Below are 17,633 nucleotides of genomic sequence, written 5' to 3' on the forward strand. Positions count from 1 at the left end.
TATGGAAAAGTCTCCTTTGATCTTAATACTATTGGGTAAGTCTGGTTCAGGAAAAGGAACTCAAGTCAATCTTTTGAAAGATAAGCTTGGGTTAGATTTTTTAGGTACGGGAGCATTACTGAGAGAAAGAAAAAAGGTGGGAGATTTTTCTGCTAAAAAGATCGCTGATGTTATTGATAATGGAGGAATTGTTCCTGCCCCAGTAGTTTTTAAATTATGGATGGAAAAGTTTGAAGAATTTAAAAATAGAAAAGAAGAATTTAAGGGAGTTATTCTTGATGGTTCTCCAAGGAAATTATTAGAGGCGAAATTATTAGACGACGCTTTGGGATGGTTTAATTGGGAAAAGCGGGTTAAGATTATGCTTATCGATATTTCTGATGAAGAAGCCATTAATAGAATCGCCAAAAGAAAGATTTGTCCTAAATGTGGAAACATCGTTATTGTTTCTGGTTCTAACGATTTAGATATTTGTTCAAATTGTGGAGAAAAATTGATTACTAGAGCAGAAGATACGATTGAAGGAACTAAAAAGAGATTAGAGTGGTTTAGAGATGAAGTTGAAGAAACAGTTAATCACTACGAATCAATGGGAAAATTGATAAAAATTAATGGAGAACAGTCAGTTGAAAATGTCTTCAATGATATCATGAAAGAAATTGAAAAAGATGATAACAATTAAAACAAAAGAAGAAATAGAGGTGATGGCTAAAGGTGGGAAAATACTGAAATCAATTGTTGATGAATTGGGTTCTCATGTTGCGATTGGTGTTTCAGGAATAGAGATGGAAAAAATGGCTGAAAAGATGATTAAAGAAAATGGAGGAGAATTTAGTTTTAAAGGACAGGACGGATTTCCGTCTTGTCTCTGTTTTTCTATTAACGAAGAAATAGTCCATGGAATTCCCGATAATAGGGTTTTAAAAAATGGAGACATTGTTTCTTTAGATTTGGGAATATTTTTTCCTTTGAATAAATTTGTTTCAGAGATTGATGAAAATAAATATCCTAACTTAAAAAAAGGATTTCATACGGATATGGCTAGAACCTACCTAGTTGGGGAGGTTAATCCTGAAATCCAAAGGCTCGTTAAAGCCACCAAAAAGGCTTTAAAGAGGGGTATTTCCAAGGTTAGGCCCGGAAACACGTTTGGTGAATTAGGCGAGGCGATATGCAGGTTTTCCGAACAACAGGGATTTAGTGCTATTAGGAACTTATGTGGCCATGGAATCGGAGCTGAATTGCACGAAGATCCAGATGTTTTAAATTATGGTAAGAAAAGCTGGGGAGAAGTGATGAAAGAGGGGATGGTTTTTTGTATTGAACCAATGCTTTCCATGGGAGATTATGAAATAAAAAAGAGGGGAATGGCATATATTACAGAAGACAAGTCTTTGTCTGCTCATTTTGAAGATATGGTAGTAGTTACTAAGGACGGAGTTAAGGTATTGACAGAATAATATATTATATTTATAATATAGAAAGGTAAAATATTGAGGAACGAATAAAGTATAGAAGTTTTTATATATTTTATCCGTTCCTTTAAAAGCTAGCTTGGAGCGGTCGGTACTACAGCGAGACTGTAAGTATAAAGGAGGAACTATTAATGGACCAAGAAGAGCAGCATATAATAGCAAGGAATAGAGTGCTTGATGTTTTTGGGGTCGATATCGACCAGGAAGATTTCGAAGGGCCATATCCCGTTCGACCAAAAAGTCGTTAACTCTAAACCGCAAAAAGATCTAATTAATTTTAGTCTTTTTTTGTAAAAATTAACTTAAAATGATAGAATATCTGTATGAATAATAAAGAAACAGAACTAAGATACGATTTATTAAACGATGACTGGGTCATTGTTTCTCCGATTCGTGCTGATAGATATAAAAAGAAGGCAATTATAGGTTGTCCGTTTTGCAACATTAAAACACAAGAAAAGCCTGTTTTAGTTTATTCAAATGGCATAAGGAGTGATAATAAAGATATTAAAGATTGGACAACTATTGTTATTCCTAATAAATATCCTGTTTTTGTTCCTTTTCAAAAAAATAAAAAAGAAAAAGAAAACGATATTTATTCTAAAATTAAATCTGCTGGATTCCATGAATTAGTTATAACAAAAGACCATGAAAAAAGTTTAGCTCTTTTACCATTAGACAAAATTAAAGAAGTTTTTACTTGCTATCAAGAAAGAATTGTTGAATTTAGAAATTATAATTTTGTTAAGAATGTTGTTATTTTCCATAATCATGGCAAAGAAGCTGGGTCAAGCCAGTCTCATCCTCATTCACAGATTTTAACTGTTCCTTTGATTGATAAAGAATTCAGGATTACACTAGATAATCACAGTAAATATTTTAAAGAAAACAAGGAGTGTCTTAGGTGCAAAGTGAATAAAGAGGAAAAGAAGTTTAAAAAAAGAATTGTTTTTGAAAATAAAGATTTTATTGCTTATATTCCTTTTGCTCCTAAATTTACGTTCCAGACAATAATTACCCCCCAAAAACATTCTTCAAGGTTTGAGGAAATTACTGAAAAAGAAAAAGAAAGTTTAGCTGAAATATTAAAGAAGATATTATCAAGGATGTATAAAGGATTAAAGAATCCTCCCTACAATTTTTATTTACATACCGCTCCATTAGATAAAGAATATCCATGCTTTCATTGGTATATTTCTGTCTTTCCGAGAAGATATCCGTTAGCTGGATTTGAAATGGGAGCTCAGATGGAAGTACTCTCTAGTAGTCCCGAGGATCAAGCTTTATTCTTAAGAAAACAAAAATAAATAAAACATATGAAACCACTAATTGTTGCTAATTGGAAATGTAATCCTAAAAGCTTATCAGAAGCAAAGGAGTTATTAGAAAAAGTAATTAATGGAATTAATGAAGAAGACGTTATTATCTGTCCTCCGTTTGTTTTTATTAATTCTTTAATCAGCGATAAGATTCCTTTTGGCGCACAAAACTGTTTTGATAAAGAAGGAGCTTTTACGGGAGAAAATTCTGTTTCAATGCTTGAAGGTATTGGAGTTAAGTATGTTATTTTGGGCCATTCTGAAAGAAGGAATATTTTTAAAGAAAATAATGAAGAGATTAATTCTAAATTAATTAAGGTTTTAGAGTCTAAAATAGTCCCAATTCTTTGCATAGGAGAAAAGAGGGAAGAGAGGGAAGAGGGCAAAACATTTGAAATATTATCAGAACAATTAGATGCTTGTCTAAATAATATTTCAAGTCCGGAGAAAATTATTTTAGCTTACGAACCAGTTTGGGCGATTGGAACAGGGAAGTTTGCGGAAATAAAAGACATTAAAGAGGTGAGAGCCTTTATTCGAGAATTTTTAACAAAGAAATTCAATCAAGAGATTGCAAAAAACATTAGAATTCTTTACGGAGGAAGCGTTGATTCAAGCAACGTTAATTCATATATTACAGAAGCTCAGATGGACGGAGTCTTAGTCGGAGGAGCCTCTCTTAAAGCTGATGAATTTTTGAAGTTAATAAAATCCGCCTAAAGCGGAGCAATTTGTGAGATGCGGAAGATAATGTCTTCCATAAAATGAAGAATGATTTGGCCGATTTATATCGGTCTCGTTTTTTCGTTTTTACGAATTGTAACAAATAACTCGAATAAAGAAATAAAAATCACCTCCTTGGTGTGCTAAATTAAGTATACTCTTTTTTTAATTTTTGGCAAGATGTTCATGGGGAAGCAGATGTATAAATCATGCTTCCCATTCGGTACCGCACAGAGTGCTTTCAAAGTCGTCCTTCATCGGACGACGATCGCTGAGACTGGGACACCATATCCGGGGGATGGAGACATTCTTATTCCTCCTATTTTTGCAGTGCACATATTTCAAGAGATAAACTCCGATTCTGACCGTCTTATATTCCGACAGGTCACATCTCCAGTAGAGCAATTAGGGTGGATAGTCAGTTGCTCAACAAATGAATGCAATACAACACATGTTTTGTTATCCCTCCCAAGTACAATGTACTGTTTTTAATATATCAATAATTTTAGAAAATGCAATAATATTGTGCGACATATATATGTAACATATTTAAAGGGGAGTAGGTGATATTAGTTTTTCATATTTTTGCCACTGTGAAATTGTCGATGAACATCTCTTAATCTTTTATTTGTGACATGGGTGTATATCTGAGTAGTGGCAATATTTTTGTGTCCTAAGAATTCTTGAATAGTTCTTAAATCAACTCCTTGACTAAGTAAATCTGTAGCATAACTATGTCTTAAAGTGTGCGGCGTAGTAAAGAAAGGAATGTTGCCAAGCGTAGCATATTTCTTAACGATTCTTTCTATAGAACGAGGCGTTAAACGGCTCTCTGAGGAGGTTTTAGCCCTATAATGAATAAAGAGAGCTTTGTCATCATCATCGCGTGTTTTAAGGTATTTTTTGACCCAATTTAGGGCTCGTTCCGAGAAGTAAACAGTACGTGGATGCTTACCTTTGCCGATAATGCCAAGTTCAAGATCTTTCTTATCACTTAGTGCTTTAAATTGCTCTTTATTGAGGGCCACTAATTCAGCAATTCTTAATCCGGTTGAAAAGAATGATTCTAAGATAGCTCGATCGCGCAAACCATCATTAGTTTCAGTATTGGGAGCAAGTAATAATTTTTCTATCTGATCAAGAGTCAAAAACTTTACTGTTTTTTCTTTTTTGGCATCCTTGGGTAACTGTATCTTATCAGCTGGCAAAGAGATGATATCTTTATCAGTGAAGAAGCTCAAAAGCGATCGTAGAGCGATTAGGTAATAGTTCTGAGTCAGCTTAGACAGTGGCTTGTCATGATTCGGGTCCTTAAACCTAGCTAAGAATAGTCTGTAGTTCCAAACCTCTTCAGGAGTTAAATCATGAGGCAACATATTTTCTTTTTTTGTAGCCCTCAACCAGTCAGTAAATTTTTTTAAATAGCGGCTGTAATTTTTCTGAGTATTATCAGATAGACCTTTTTCTATTTCACAATAGTCTAAAAAGTCAGGAATATGTTTTATGATTGGTTTATTAGATTTTTGCATGTATTAATAGTCATTGTTATTGTAGAAACGTAAATTAGAGGCTAATTGTAAAACATTGATTCGTTGTTAAACAATTTAATTTTATTTTTATGAAATTATTTATAAAAATATTTTCAGGGAATAATTAAAATAATTATAGATGATATGTTTATCAAATGATTTCTATAAACGCATTTTAAAAGCTCGTGATTTTAGGGCTAAAACGTGTAAAACAACGATAGATATGTAACACGGGCTTTTAAACCCCCTGAAATGTCGCTTAACCTACATTGTCCGACGTTTATGATTTAATAATATATTAGGCTTTGCGGACTGTCAAGTCCTATTCCCTCGCATGTTTTTGTAAAAAAATAAGTTCTTAGTATTATAAGAACTTTGTTCACGTTGCAATACGCTTGCGGGAATTCATAGCTTCGGAATATTTTTCCTGGGCTAAATTCTTTTCCCTGGGAAAGATGGCATAATTGAGCACATCTTCGAATTCCCTTTCTGCTTCCATTTCGGAAGCCCCTTCCCTTATGTGTAGCATAAGGAGGTTCAGCCGTTTTTGAAAATCTGTATCAGTCATCATTATGCCTCGGCGAATGAGATAGTTGATTCGCTGACACGGAAGATCGTTTTTGCCTTTATCGGTTCAGGCGCATCGCCTATCTTGTTACCTTGCTGGTCTCTGTTCCATTGGACAACAGATTGTCCATTTGGAAGGAAGAGAGGCTTACGGGCTTCAAGGTTGATACTTGCCACCTGACATCCTTCAATAACTTTTCCATCCTTGAAGAACGGATTGAGGAAGAATCTGATTCTCCAGATTGCTTCCGAAAGAAGCTTTTGTAGGTCATTTTCAATGGTGGTTTTTTTGGTAAGGAATTCTGCAGATGGTTCTGCGTTCTCTTTCCTTGCAAAGGTATACCGGACCATGAAGTATCGGCTCCTGTGGGTTGGGTCTTTTGGATTGACTCTTGGTTGATAGAATGCATCTACCAATTCATACCCAGATTTTTTGATGTCGGACAAAAGGTCCGTTGTTGAGCATCCATCTCGAATGTCAACCATGTAGCCTACGCCCTCCCTTGAACGACGAAGTTCTGATTGCGTTACTGTTTCCGGGATAATCATTTTTAATGATTTCGGAACGGCTTCTTCATTTGAGAAGCTTCCCTGAATAATGATCAGGGGCATTTCTTCAACATTGTAGGTCTGCATTTAAAACACCTCAGAAAGGTAAGAAATTTATAAATTTAAAGAACTGTTAAATTATATAAATATTATAGAATAGTCAATAAATAATGTCAAGACCCCTTCCTTCTATCCCTTTCGATATAGTCTCTTATCGCTTCTTCAAATTGTTTTTCCTTAAAGTCAGGAAAATATTTATTAGTAAAGTATAATTGAGAATAAGCGGTGTGCCACATCATAAAACCAGCGGAAAGATGAGGATCATTTTCACACCCAGTTCTGATTAATAAATCAACGGGAGGTAAATCTTTAGTCCAAAGGTTTTCTATGATAGTTTTTTCATTCACCTCTCCCCTTTTTTCTTTTATCTTTTTAATGCAATCAATCATCTCATCGGTTCCGTTGTAGGCCATTAAAAAAGTAATTAAATATTTATCGTAGTTTTTTGTTTTTTTAATTGTGTTCTCAATTGCTTTCTTTGTTGATTCGGGAAAATATTCTCTCCACTTCCCTATTACTTCTACCTTTACCTTATTTTTATGAACATTTTCATTTTCAGCCAATTTGTTAAATTCTTTTTCAAATATCTTAAAGAGGCAGTTAACTTCGCTTTTAGATCTTTTTAAAATATTATCCAAAGAACTACCCCATATTGTTAAATATGGAATCTTCATTTCTAGGGCTTTCTCGATTATTTTTTCTGAAGTATCACTTCCCTTTTCATGACCTAAAAAAGTAGCTAGATTTCTTTTCTTGGCCCAGCGCCTGTTGCCATCCGGGATGATTGCGACGTGATTAGGAATTTTCATTTTGTGTTAAAATTAGACCTTTCCCTTCTATTATCTTTATTGGTTGTTTTTCTTGATTTTTAGCAAAGATATATCCTAAAGAAAAGCATAAAATGGAGATTAGGATTATACAGACAACAAGGACTATTTTATCTTGATTTTCTTTGACAAAATTCAATATTTTTGTTACCATTTCTTTGTTAATAATAACTGCCGATTTAATACATATATCTTAAGGTAAAATCGACAAAGAGTCAAAATGGCAACAACCAAAGCCGCGGGTACAAGCCGCTTGGGAAGAGATTCTCAACCAAAATATTTAGGAGTCAAATTATTCGAAGGCCAAAAAGCTAAAATTGGCTCTATTATCATACGCCAAAGAGGTTCTAAATTTATTCCTGGAAAGAACGTCAAGATGGGTAAAGATAATACCCTTTACTCTATGAAAGATGGTCTTGTTTCTTTTGAAACAAAAAGAAAGAAGATATTTGATGGTTCTCAGAGATTAACCAAAGTGGTGAATGTAGACGCTAAATAAATTAAAAAGAGAAACCAGAGGTTTAGGCCTCTGGTTTTTTATTTCCCGCTACTTTGATAAATTCTCTAAATAAAGGATGCGGAGCTAACGGTCTTGATTTAAGTTCTGGATGGAACTGAACCCCAACAAAGAAAGGATGATTTTTTAATTCAATAATTTCAACTAAATCTTTCTTGGTGTTAATTCCCCCGATAATCAATCCTTTGGAAATAAGCGAGTCTCTGTAATTATTATTTACTTCATATCTGTGTCTATGTCTTTCTGAAATTAATTCATTTTTGTAAGACTTGAAACTGATAGTTCCCTTATTAATTTTACAGTCCCAAGTTCCCAATCTCATTGTCCCCCCGTAATTGTGCTTTTTCATTAAATCCTTTTGTTCTTCCATTAAATCAATTACTGGATTTTTAGCATTAGCATTAAATTCTCTAGAAGTTGCATCTTTGATTCCACAAACATTTCTAGCAAATTCAATTGTCGCTAGTTGTAAGCCCAAACACAATCCTAAGAAAGGAATTTTATTCTTTCTGCAATATTCTATTACCTTTATCTTCCCTTCTATTCCTCTTGTACCGAAACCACCAGGAACAATAATGCCGTCGTATTCTTTTAATTTATTTAATTCATCCTTATCCCCTGTTTCAAATTTCTGAGCTGATAGCCAATGTATATCAGGATTTCTATTATTAGCCCAAGCAGCATGTTTTACTGCTTCAATTACAGAGATATATGAATCAGTCAAAGAAAATTCTCCAGATTCAAAATATTTTCCAACAATTCCAATCTTTACATCTTTTTTCTCTTTCTTAATTATGCTAACCATCTTATCCCATTCTGCCATATTTCTAGTTCTAGCTCTCAATTTTAACTTTTTCAATATTCTATCTCCCAACCCTTCTTTTTCATAATTAATAGGTATTTCATAAATCGAATCAACATCAGGAGCGGAAATAACATCCTTAGGATCTAGATTGCAAAAAATAGATATTTTTCTTTTTCTCGGTTCATCTAATGGAACCGATGCTCTACCTAAAATAAAATCAGGCTGAATCCCTGCTTCGTTTAATAATCTGGATGAAGTTTGAGTTGGCTTGGTTTTCATTTCCCCAATTGTCTTTATAGTCGGTAAATATGTTACCAAAGTAAAAAGAACTTTCTTGGGATATTTAAGTTTCATCATTCTCGCTGCCTCTAGGAATAATAGGTTTTGATATTCTCCCACTGTTCCGCCAATTTCAATCATCACAAAATCAGCCCTATCCTTTTTAGCTACTTTTTCAATTCGAGCGATTACTTCATTAGGAATATCAGGAACTACTTCTACGCATCTTCCGTTAAATTCAAGATTTCTTTCTCTTTGAATAACTGCTTGGTAAACACGGCCAGTAGTCATGTAGTTATCAGTTGATAAATTAATATTTAAGAATCTTTCATAATTACCTACATCTTGATCGCATTCAGTTCCATCGTCAGTAACAAAAGTTTCTCCATGTTCAATGGGGTTCATAGTTCCAGCATCAACATTAATATATGGATCAATTTTGACAGCTGAAACTCTAAATCCTTTTCCTTGTAGTATTTTTCCGATTGAGGCAGTAGCTGCTCCCTTTCCTACGCTACTCATGACTCCACCAGCAACAAAAATGTAATATGCCATATCTATGTATTAATCACAAAAAGAGAAATAAAAACTATTTCTCTTCTAAACCTTTAATTATTATTCTTACCTCTGCTTCCAAATTGTGTCCGAATTTTAATTTGATTGGAAATTCACCTGCTTCTTTGATGGGAGTTTCTAAAATAACATCTTCTTTATCAATATTATATCCCATTTCTTTTAAACGTTCGCTAATTTTTTGTTTATTGACTGATTCAAAAAGCTGTCCTTCTTTTCCTGTTTTAATATTAATTTCAATCTCTTGCCCATCAATTTTAGAAACAATAGCTTCGACCTCTTTCAATTCTTTGGTTGCATTCTCTGATTCAACTTTCTTTTTTATTTCGAGCTTTTTCAAAGAATCATTATCGGCAACTACAGCTAATTTTTTAGGAATTAAAAAGTTTCTGGCAAAACCAGGAGAAACCTCTTTAATATCATTTTTTTTTCCTGTATTGGGTACGTCTTTTAATAATATAACCTTCATATATACTATTTTATTATTTTTTCTAGTTCTTGCAAGGCTCTATCTAACTGAGGATCTTTGTTTTGTTCGTAATCTTTTTGTGTTAAATCTACTTTAATATCTGGTTCAATTCCAGTGTCTTGTATCCTGACTCCTGAAGGAGTGTACCATTTAGCAGTAGTAATCTTTAAACTTGAACCATCATCAAGATTAATTATTTGCTGAACAGTTCCTTTACCAAAGGAAGTTACTCCAATTATTGGTACTTTTCTATCATCTTTTAATGCTCCAGCTAATATCTCTGAGGCAGAGGCACTTCCGTCATTAATTAAAACAACGAGAGGTATTGAAGCAAAGTTTGATGGTCCGTTTGATGTTAACTCTGTCTTTTCTCCATTTTTGTCTTGTTCAGAAAGAATTAATTGTCCTTTATCTAAGAACCATCCGGCAATACTTGTTGCTTGATTAACTAATCCTCCAGGATTACTTCTCATATCAAGAATAATTCCTGAAACATTATTGTTTAAAATATCGATAGCCGCAGTTTTAAAATCTTGGTAGACCGTATCTGAGAATTGATAAAGAGTAATAATGGCTATCTTTTTTCCATTAGCAACTTCTTTTATTTCATAATCCATTGAAGGAACCTTAATGACTGCTCTTGTAATCACAATATCTTTATTTTCTGCTCCTTCTCTTGAAATGGTTAATGTAACTTTAGTATCTTTTGGTCCTCTAATCATATTGACCACTTCATCTAGCGATAAATTAGAAGTAGATATTGCGTTAACAGCAAGAACCATGTCTCCTGGTCTTAGCCCAGCCTTTTCTGCTGGAGTTCCTTTAATTGGAGAGATAGCGGTTATTTGATTATTTTTAATGCCCAATTGTAATCCAATTCCCTCAAAGCTTCCAGCAAGATCTTGTTCTAACTTTTTAGCTTCTTCTGGGTTAAAAAATTCTGTATAGGGATCTCCAATAGCATTAACCATTCCGGAAATTGCTCCGTAGGTCATTTTTGTCTTGTCGATTTTACTTTGATCAACGTAGTCAGTTGATACTTGATCCCAAGCTTTTTTTAATAAAGAAAAATCAATTCCATCTATTGAATAAGCAGCCTTATAGTATTCTTGAAAGATAAATTCATGGTAATAAAACCCAGCAATAAAAGAAAGAGATATAAGAATTAAACCAACGATGTTTTTAGTCGAGTTTTGCATAAATTATTTTGTTATTTAATACTTAAAGAATATCATATTTTTTAAAAGCAAACAACATTAAGAAATGGATGATTTTTTAGACAATAAACCACAGGTAAAAATCAAGACCCCGCTGGTTGCAAATATTAAAGGATAGCCTAAAGGACCGATAATTAAGCCTCCAATTAGAGCTCCAAAGGCTGTTGATAAAGGAGAAAAGATCGTATCTATTGCTGCCGACTCTTCAGGGTATTTTTTAAGCTTAGTTGTGAGCAATCCGCTCCTTCCTGAGTTGGCTATCAATCCTCCAACATTTTTTCCAAGCATGATTATAAAAGCTAGATAAAAGTTTAAGAAGCTAACTGAAGCTCCGAGGATGATTGAAAAGATTCCAACAATTTGACTGCCATAAGAAATATTAGAAACACTCTTCTTTTTTATTATTTTTATAACCAAATAAGACAAAGGAAGATAAACTATAGATATTAAGGAGCTGAAGATTAGGATTTGATTCTGTGACCAATTGATATTCTTCAAAAATAAAACAAAGAAGGTGTTATTAAATCCACTGATTATTAGAACCAAGAAAGAAGTGATAATTAAAGGAAGAGTTCCTTTTAATTTCATGGTTTTAAAAATTTTAGAATAGTTCTTAACAGATTCATGAACTTCAATATCTTCAGTTAATTTTTCAGAATCTTTTCTTAGGGAGAAAAAGCAATACATGGAAGTGAGTATCTGGAAAACAACACTGGCGGCAAAAACTCCGATAAATCCGAATTTCCAAATCAACAAAGCTCCGATTGCTGGAGCAAGAGCATCGGCATATGAGGGAACTGAATAAAAGAAGGCAAAAGCTTTGTCTGGATTTTTTAAATTGGAGCCCATCATTATTGCTCGAGAGCTAACAAAGAAAAGAGCAGCTGATATTCCTAAGATTATTTGTAAGAGATAAAAGACAAAAAGATTAGGAAAGAATATCATTCCCAAAGAATACAATCCATATCCTAAAACTCCCAACGAGGCCAATATTGCGGGATTGATTTTATGATTTAAATATCCAGCAATCGGAGAAAATAAAGCAATAGGAAGGTAGATTAAGAAATTAGTATACCCTACTTGAACTAAAGAGAAGTTCTTTTCTAAGAGATATAAAGGAAAATACAAAGAGAATAGTTTGTAAGAAAACATTAAAGGTAAATGTACAAAGGTTACATTCTTTGCAACTTTTTCTATTTTAGGAAAAATATTCATAGAAATAGTTTAACATTTTAAAATAAATAAAAAAAGCCGAGAAGTTTATTTATTGGAGGTGCTTAGTTTTTGCAACTCTTCAAATCTTCTCTTGGCTCCTTCGAGATTTTCCTGGAATTTCGGGTTATTCTTGTCGAGAGCAACCTGTTCTTCCCAGAGATTGAGCGATTTTTTTGCGTTTTCTTCGGCTTCGTTCAGCATGCCGAGTTTTTCATATGCTTTCGATAGCCAGTAGTAGACCGCCGCTCGATGGTGGTAGTTTTTGCTACCATACTTTGAGAGGGCGATTTGCCAGAATCCTATTGCCGTCACGATGTCCATGTTTGTGCCCTCGTAACCTTTTGCCATTAACAGTCTGGCAGTGTTGTTGAGGAGATGGGCGACAGAGATTTCTTCTTCGTTCATGTACGAGATAGCCGACAGGAGCACTTTTCTTACCCTGATACGACTATCTGGGTCTCGTGCACGTATCGCGTACGCATTACATACATTGACGTTGATGGGTAGTTTCTGGAAAATTTTCTCCAGTAGTTCGTCATCTTTGTTCACATATCCGGCAATTTGAGCGAGAAGTTCATATCCCTTCTGGCTCCCCTGTTCAGCCAGTACGAGCGAGGCTTTTGCTGCCAGTTCATATTTTTTGAATCGGAAGAGGCACCATGCTTCGACTTCGAGCACATCTACGGGCATTTCGTCGATCAAGGGATACTTTGAGGAGATAGCGTTCATTGCCTCCTCTATTCTACCATCTGCGTAAAGATTACGGACTTTTTCGATAAATTCCATTTTAAATCCTCGGTTCTTATCATGATAGTAAGAACTTACTTTAGTATAATATATTATTGTATTTTGTCAATTTTTCCTATCAAATAATTCCATCTATAATCTACTATTTTGATGTTAGTAAAAGAGCCTATTTTTCCTCTATCTATCACCACTGCCCTGCCCGATTCAGTCCTGGCTAGGTACTTACCCTTTCTTTTTTCAATAATCAAAACATTAAATTTCTTTCCTAAGTATTTTTTATTCTTCTCTATGTTTAAATTTTCAAATAGTTCGGTTAATATTCTTGACCTTTCTTTTTTAATCCTGTCAGGAATATCTTTTAGATTAAAATCAGGAGTCCCCTTTCTTTTAGAAAATTTGAAAATATGAATTATATCTGGTTTTATTTTTTTAATAACTTTTATTGTTTTATTAAAAGACTCCTCGTTTTCTAAAGGATGGCCGACAATAATGTCAGTAGCAATAATTCCATCCTTGAATTTTTCTTTAAATAATTGGGTGACGTTTATAAAATCTGAAACCGAATATCCCCTATTCATACTTTTCAACAACTCATCATCTCCTGATTGTAATGGAATATGGATAAACTTATATATCTTTTCCGATTCATATGTTTTTAAAAGATTTTTAATCATCTTTGCGGTATATCCTGGATTCATCATCCCTAATTTAATTTTAAAATCTCCTTCTATCTTTGTTAATTTTTTTAATAATTCAGGAAGCATCTGACTACCTTTTTCTATTCCATAGACAGAAAGGTCTTGAGAAGTTAATTGTATTTCTTTAAAACCAGAAGAAATAACTGATTCTGCTTCTTTAATAATATTGGCAACATCGAAAGAGTTTAATTCTTTTCTGGCAAACCTAGTAGCACAATAAGAACAAGAGCCTAAGCATCCTTCAGCAATAGGAATAATTGCCGAACAAGATTCCCTTTCTCCCCTTTTCTTTTTAAAACAAAAAATTGACTTATCAATCTTTTTTTTCTTAACATCAACAGCCCTCTCTCCTTTCATTATTTTTTTAATAATTGAAGAAATAGAAGAGATGTTTGTTGGTCCAATTATTCCATCGGCTACTTTAGAACATTCTTTAAACGATATTAAAGGCAAGCAACCAGAGATAATAATTTTTTTACCTTTTTTCTTTAACTCAACAGCTTCTTTCAATATTTTTCTTTCTGTTTTTTCAACCACCCCGCAAGTATTTAAAACAACAAAATCAGCTTCTTCTTTTGAAGACTCTACATGATCTTTTAATAATAGTCCTCTAATCAGCTCAGAATCAGCTTGATTAAGTTTGCAACCATATGTTTTGAGATAGAAATTCATGAGCGAGATACCAGAATCGGACTGGCGCCCTTTGCTTGGGAAGCAAATGTACTGCCACTATACTAATCTCGCTAATAATACAATCTTAGGGTATTTTCTTTGTTTTTTCAACAAGGATATGCAATTTTTATTAAATGTATTATAATGAATATATAATAATTAATAATTAAAAAACATGAAAATATTTGAAAACAGGTTCTTTCAGTTTTTAATCGTCGTTTTAGTAATAATGGTTATTGCTTTTCTTGCTGCTTCAATTAGCGAGAAAAGCCAAGCTAGTGAAAATAAAATTACAGTTTCTGGAACAGGCGAAGTTTACGCTACTCCCGATGTTGGCTTGATAGATATATCAGTAAAGACAGAAGGTATTGATGTTGCAACTGCAACTAATGATAATGCTGTAAAAATGAACAACATCTTATCATTTATTAAAGGTCAAGGAGTAGAAGAAAAAGATATTAAAACAACAGGATTTAATATTAATCCTTATTATGAATGGAGTGATAAAACAGGAAAGAGAACCTTAACTGGATACGAAGTTACTCAAACTATTAATGTAAAGATTAGAGATTTGACTAAAATAGGAGCTATAATTTCTGGAGCAACAGAAAAGGGAGCCAACGATATTAGCAGCCTTTCATTTATCGTTGATGATGATGAAAAGGTAAAAGAAGATGCTAAGAATTTAGCTATTAAGGATGCTAAAGAAAAAGCTAAAAATCTAGAAAAATCTTTAGGAGTAAAGATGGTTAAAATTGTTAGTTTCTCAGATAGCTTTAGCACTCCATACGTATACGATTATACCAATTCTTATAAAATGGAGGCGGCGGGTGCAGGAGTTGTTTCTCCAACCATACAAACAGGAGAAAACAAGATTACTTCAACAGTAACAATTACTTATTCATTTAAGTAAAAAAAAGAAAGACCCGAAAGGGTCTTTTTTGTTATATATTTTTATCAATTATTCCTCCACCAGCAACAACATCTTTATTGTAAAAGACAATTGACTGACCAGGCGTAACTGCAAATTGAGGTTTAGTAAAATCCAAGACAGCCTTATTTTTATCTTTTGAAATAAAGTTAGCTTTAGCTAATTCAGCACCATAACGTATCTTTACTTTAATTTTGTCTTTAGTTAAATTAAACGGAACTATCCAATTAATATTTTTGACTGATACCCTATTAAAGAAAGCAAGACGTCTTGGTCCAACAACAATACTATTTTTTTTAGAATCTATTTTAAGAACATAATATGGCTCTTTCAATCCTCCGATATTAATATTTTTTCTCTGTCCAAGAGTGTAATTAGTGATTCCCTTGTGTTCTCCTAATATTTTACCGTTATAATCAATAATCATCCCTGTTTTTCCAGACGGAAGTAATTCTGAATAACTATCACATTCTACAAAATTTTGACTCTCTTGTTTGTTAGCATATTCCTTAAATCCATTTTTCAGAGCAAATTGTTTAATATCTTTTTTCTTTTTTGAACCCAAAGGAAACATTATTTTTGCTAATTGATTCTGTTTTAATCGGTAAAGAAAATATGATTGATCTTTGTTTTTGTCTAATCCCTTTTTTAAAAGGTATAACCCTTTCTTTTTATCAAAAGAAACTCTGGCATAATGCCCAGTTGCAAAGTAGTCAAACTTGATTCCACTTTTCATTGCTTTATCAATAAGGAGTCCGAACTTTATTTTTGAGTTGCACATGACACAAGGATTAGGAGTTTTTCCTTTTTGATACTCTCCTTTAAAATAATCTATAACTGATTTTTGATATTCTTCTTGTAAGTTTATTACGTGATGTTCTATCCCAATCATTTTAGCGGCTTTTTTTGCGTCAATGATGTTGTATTTTTCATTTGGTCCGTAACATCCGCTACTCGTTCCCTTAATATTGGGATTATTATCCCAAATCTGCATTGTTAGTCCAATAACATTATATCCCTTGTTTTTCAGTATTAGTGCGGTCATAGTTGAGTCAACTCCCCCACTCATTCCAACGGCTACAGTTTTTATTTCTTTTGTCTTCATATCGAATAAATATATAGGAATTTTTCCCACTCATCAATGCATTTTTCTGCCAAATCAATTACGTCAATTAATGTTCCAAATTCTTGAACGTCGATACCGAATCTATTCTCTTTTCTAAAAGGATCATAGTAACGAACAATAGGTGTTAAGATATTAGAATTATCATCGATTTTGTGTTCAACTAGATGATTCTGAGGTTCGTACTTGTCTATAGTTTTGTGTTTTTGTTTGTTGGCTATATCTCTGCAAAGAGACAATGAAAAACTTCCAGAAATAAAAATATCAATATCTCTTCTGCGATAGCGGCTTTCAGCTAGCCAATCGCGCAAATGATAGCATTGTATAAAAAAAGAAGTAAAAGCATCTATGGCTTTTTCGAAATTATCATCCGAAGAAGTCGAAAAACGTTCGATGTCTTCTTCTAAACGTTTTATCCTGTCTAATTGTTCTTGATATGGGAAAATGTATTTATCCATTTGATTTTTATCTTATGGATAAATTAACACAAGATAATAAAAATAACAATAAAATTATATTATTTAGCCAAAAATTGGAAAGCATAGTAAATTAGGAATGCTGGCCAGACTAATGCTTTTAGGAATCCAAGGATTACTAACCAGAATGTTGTTGCGTTGCTAATAAAATAGATAGCTGCACCGATAAAACCAAGACCATAAACAGCTGAATTACTTTGGTTCATATTTTTTTATAATCATTATTATTAAATTTATTATATCATAAACAAAAACCGACAAAAGTCGGTTTTTAATCTATAATTTATTTTGAAAATAATTTAAACATCCAGCCTAACAAACTAAAACCTTGTTGTGAGTCGTTTAATATTTCCTGAAGTTGAACATTAACCTGCTCAAGAATTTGAATTTGATTTTTTAATATTTGTGCATCACCTTCATTACTGATCTGGCCCATGATTTGATTTAAAGTTTGAATTTTTTCTTGATTTTGGTCTAAAATTTTTTCTGCTCTATTAATTTTTCCATAATTGGGTCCGACAACGAGCTTTACAAAAATATTTCTATTTTGAATTTTTTCTAAACTAGATTCTATTTGTTCTTGATTAGCGTTTTGTTCTTGAGCAATGGTTCTAACTTGTTGACCAATTCCTCCGTTTCTATCAGCTAATTGAAGCATCTCTTGAACTGCATTAGCAACCTGGCTTCTTCTTTCTTGAGCAATTTTTGTTTTTATTGATTCTTCATTTTCTACGTTATCAGTAGGATTATTATTTTGATTTTGTACTTGATTGCCAGTACCTGTACCGTCCTGTAATTGTTGCTGGGTTTGTACTTGATTGCCAGTACCTGTACCGTCCTGTAATTGTTGCTGGGTTTGTAC

General features: G+C 33.1%; 19 protein-coding genes. 6 read left to right on the plus strand and 13 right to left on the minus strand.

The window, feature by feature from the left end; all coding sequences use genetic code 11:
• Position 1: 1 nt before the first annotated feature.
• The 4 genes from PLD14_02375 (at position 2) to tpiA (ending at position 3,514) form a co-directional block, all read left to right on the plus strand.
• Positions 2-682, plus strand: coding sequence for a nucleoside monophosphate kinase (locus PLD14_02375; GenBank protein HPR80047.1), 681 nt, complete (start codon positions 2-4; stop codon positions 680-682).
• A complete protein-coding gene (map, locus tag PLD14_02380; protein ID HPR80048.1) occupies positions 669-1,460 on the plus strand; it encodes a type I methionyl aminopeptidase in 792 nt (263 codons plus the stop codon). Before PLD14_02375 ends, map begins: the two co-directional genes overlap by 14 nt.
• A 338-nt stretch (positions 1,461-1,798) precedes the next feature.
• Positions 1,799-2,782 carry a galactose-1-phosphate uridylyltransferase gene (gene galT, locus PLD14_02385; protein HPR80049.1) on the plus strand — a complete coding sequence of 328 codons (984 nt, stop codon included), beginning with the start codon at positions 1,799-1,801 and terminating at the stop codon, positions 2,780-2,782.
• A 9-nt stretch (positions 2,783-2,791) separates the two neighbouring features.
• Positions 2,792-3,514 (plus strand): triose-phosphate isomerase, encoded by a 723-nt coding sequence (gene tpiA / locus PLD14_02390; protein ID HPR80050.1) that lies wholly within the window; start codon positions 2,792-2,794, stop codon positions 3,512-3,514.
• Between the two features lie 572 nt (positions 3,515-4,086).
• On the opposite strand, the gene PLD14_02395 is transcribed toward tpiA, so the two are convergent.
• The 3 genes from PLD14_02395 to uppS all read right to left on the minus strand — a co-directional run bounded on the left by PLD14_02395 (position 4,087) and on the right by uppS (position 7,031).
• Complete coding sequence (locus PLD14_02395; GenBank protein HPR80051.1) at positions 4,087-5,046, minus strand: tyrosine-type recombinase/integrase; 960 nt, start codon at positions 5,044-5,046, stop codon at positions 4,087-4,089.
• A gap of 570 nt (positions 5,047-5,616) precedes the next feature.
• On the minus strand, positions 5,617-6,249 hold the full coding sequence (locus PLD14_02400; GenBank protein ID HPR80052.1) for a hypothetical protein: 633 nt from the start codon (positions 6,247-6,249) through the stop codon (positions 5,617-5,619).
• An 86-nt stretch (positions 6,250-6,335) separates the two neighbouring features.
• Complete coding sequence (gene uppS, locus PLD14_02405; protein HPR80053.1) at positions 6,336-7,031, minus strand: polyprenyl diphosphate synthase; 696 nt, start codon at positions 7,029-7,031, stop codon at positions 6,336-6,338.
• A gap of 238 nt (positions 7,032-7,269) precedes the next feature.
• Between uppS and rpmA the strand changes: the two genes are divergently transcribed.
• Positions 7,270-7,548 carry a 50S ribosomal protein L27 gene (gene rpmA / locus PLD14_02410; GenBank protein ID HPR80054.1) on the plus strand — a complete coding sequence of 93 codons (279 nt, stop codon included), beginning with the start codon at positions 7,270-7,272 and terminating at the stop codon, positions 7,546-7,548.
• A 22-nt stretch (positions 7,549-7,570) separates the two neighbouring features.
• Here the strand turns inward: rpmA and PLD14_02415 are convergent, their stop codons facing one another.
• From PLD14_02415 to PLD14_02440, 6 genes are read right to left on the minus strand one after another with little or no spacing between them, the layout of a single operon-like run.
• On the minus strand, positions 7,571-9,205 hold the full coding sequence (locus tag PLD14_02415) for a CTP synthase (GenBank protein ID HPR80055.1): 1,635 nt from the start codon (positions 9,203-9,205) through the stop codon (positions 7,571-7,573).
• A 34-nt stretch (positions 9,206-9,239) separates the two neighbouring features.
• The gene (gene rplI / locus PLD14_02420) at positions 9,240-9,692 is read right to left on the minus strand and encodes a 50S ribosomal protein L9 (GenBank protein ID HPR80056.1); all 453 of its coding nucleotides are present in this window, start codon (positions 9,690-9,692) and stop codon (positions 9,240-9,242) included.
• 5 nt (positions 9,693-9,697) lie between these two features.
• Positions 9,698-10,891, minus strand: coding sequence for a S41 family peptidase (locus PLD14_02425; protein HPR80057.1), 1,194 nt, complete (start codon positions 10,889-10,891; stop codon positions 9,698-9,700).
• Between the two features lie 57 nt (positions 10,892-10,948).
• On the minus strand, positions 10,949-12,124 hold the full coding sequence (locus PLD14_02430) for an MFS transporter (GenBank protein HPR80058.1): 1,176 nt from the start codon (positions 12,122-12,124) through the stop codon (positions 10,949-10,951).
• A gap of 45 nt (positions 12,125-12,169) precedes the next feature.
• Entirely contained in the window at positions 12,170-12,910 is a 741-nt protein-coding gene (locus PLD14_02435) for a hypothetical protein (GenBank protein ID HPR80059.1), read from the minus strand.
• A 53-nt stretch (positions 12,911-12,963) separates the two neighbouring features.
• On the minus strand, positions 12,964-14,241 hold the full coding sequence (locus PLD14_02440) for a tRNA (N(6)-L-threonylcarbamoyladenosine(37)-C(2))-methylthiotransferase (protein ID HPR80060.1): 1,278 nt from the start codon (positions 14,239-14,241) through the stop codon (positions 12,964-12,966).
• Positions 14,242-14,416: 175 nt separating this feature from the next.
• Here PLD14_02440 and PLD14_02445 point away from each other — a divergent pair, with 175 nt between their 5' ends.
• Entirely contained in the window at positions 14,417-15,154 is a 738-nt protein-coding gene (locus PLD14_02445) for an SIMPL domain-containing protein (GenBank protein HPR80061.1), read from the plus strand.
• A 31-nt stretch (positions 15,155-15,185) separates the two neighbouring features.
• On the opposite strand, the gene mnmA is transcribed toward PLD14_02445, so the two are convergent.
• The 4 genes from mnmA to PLD14_02465 all read right to left on the minus strand — a co-directional run.
• A complete protein-coding gene (mnmA, locus tag PLD14_02450; protein HPR80062.1) occupies positions 15,186-16,277 on the minus strand; it encodes a tRNA 2-thiouridine(34) synthase MnmA in 1,092 nt (363 codons plus the stop codon).
• Positions 16,274-16,753, minus strand: coding sequence for a hypothetical protein (locus PLD14_02455; GenBank protein HPR80063.1), 480 nt, complete (start codon positions 16,751-16,753; stop codon positions 16,274-16,276). Before PLD14_02455 ends, mnmA begins: the two co-directional genes overlap by 4 nt.
• A 59-nt stretch (positions 16,754-16,812) precedes the next feature.
• Positions 16,813-16,977, minus strand: a complete 165-nt coding sequence (locus tag PLD14_02460) for a hypothetical protein (protein ID HPR80064.1) — start codon at positions 16,975-16,977, stop codon at positions 16,813-16,815.
• 77 nt (positions 16,978-17,054) lie between these two features.
• A partial coding sequence (locus PLD14_02465; protein ID HPR80065.1) for a hypothetical protein occupies positions 17,055-17,633 on the minus strand: 579 nt, incomplete at its 5' end.

Origin of the sequence: Candidatus Pacearchaeota archaeon (genome assembly GCA_035404185.1) — a bacterium.
Classification (GTDB): Bacteria; Patescibacteriota; Minisyncoccia; order Minisyncoccales; family Minisyncoccaceae; genus UBA2211.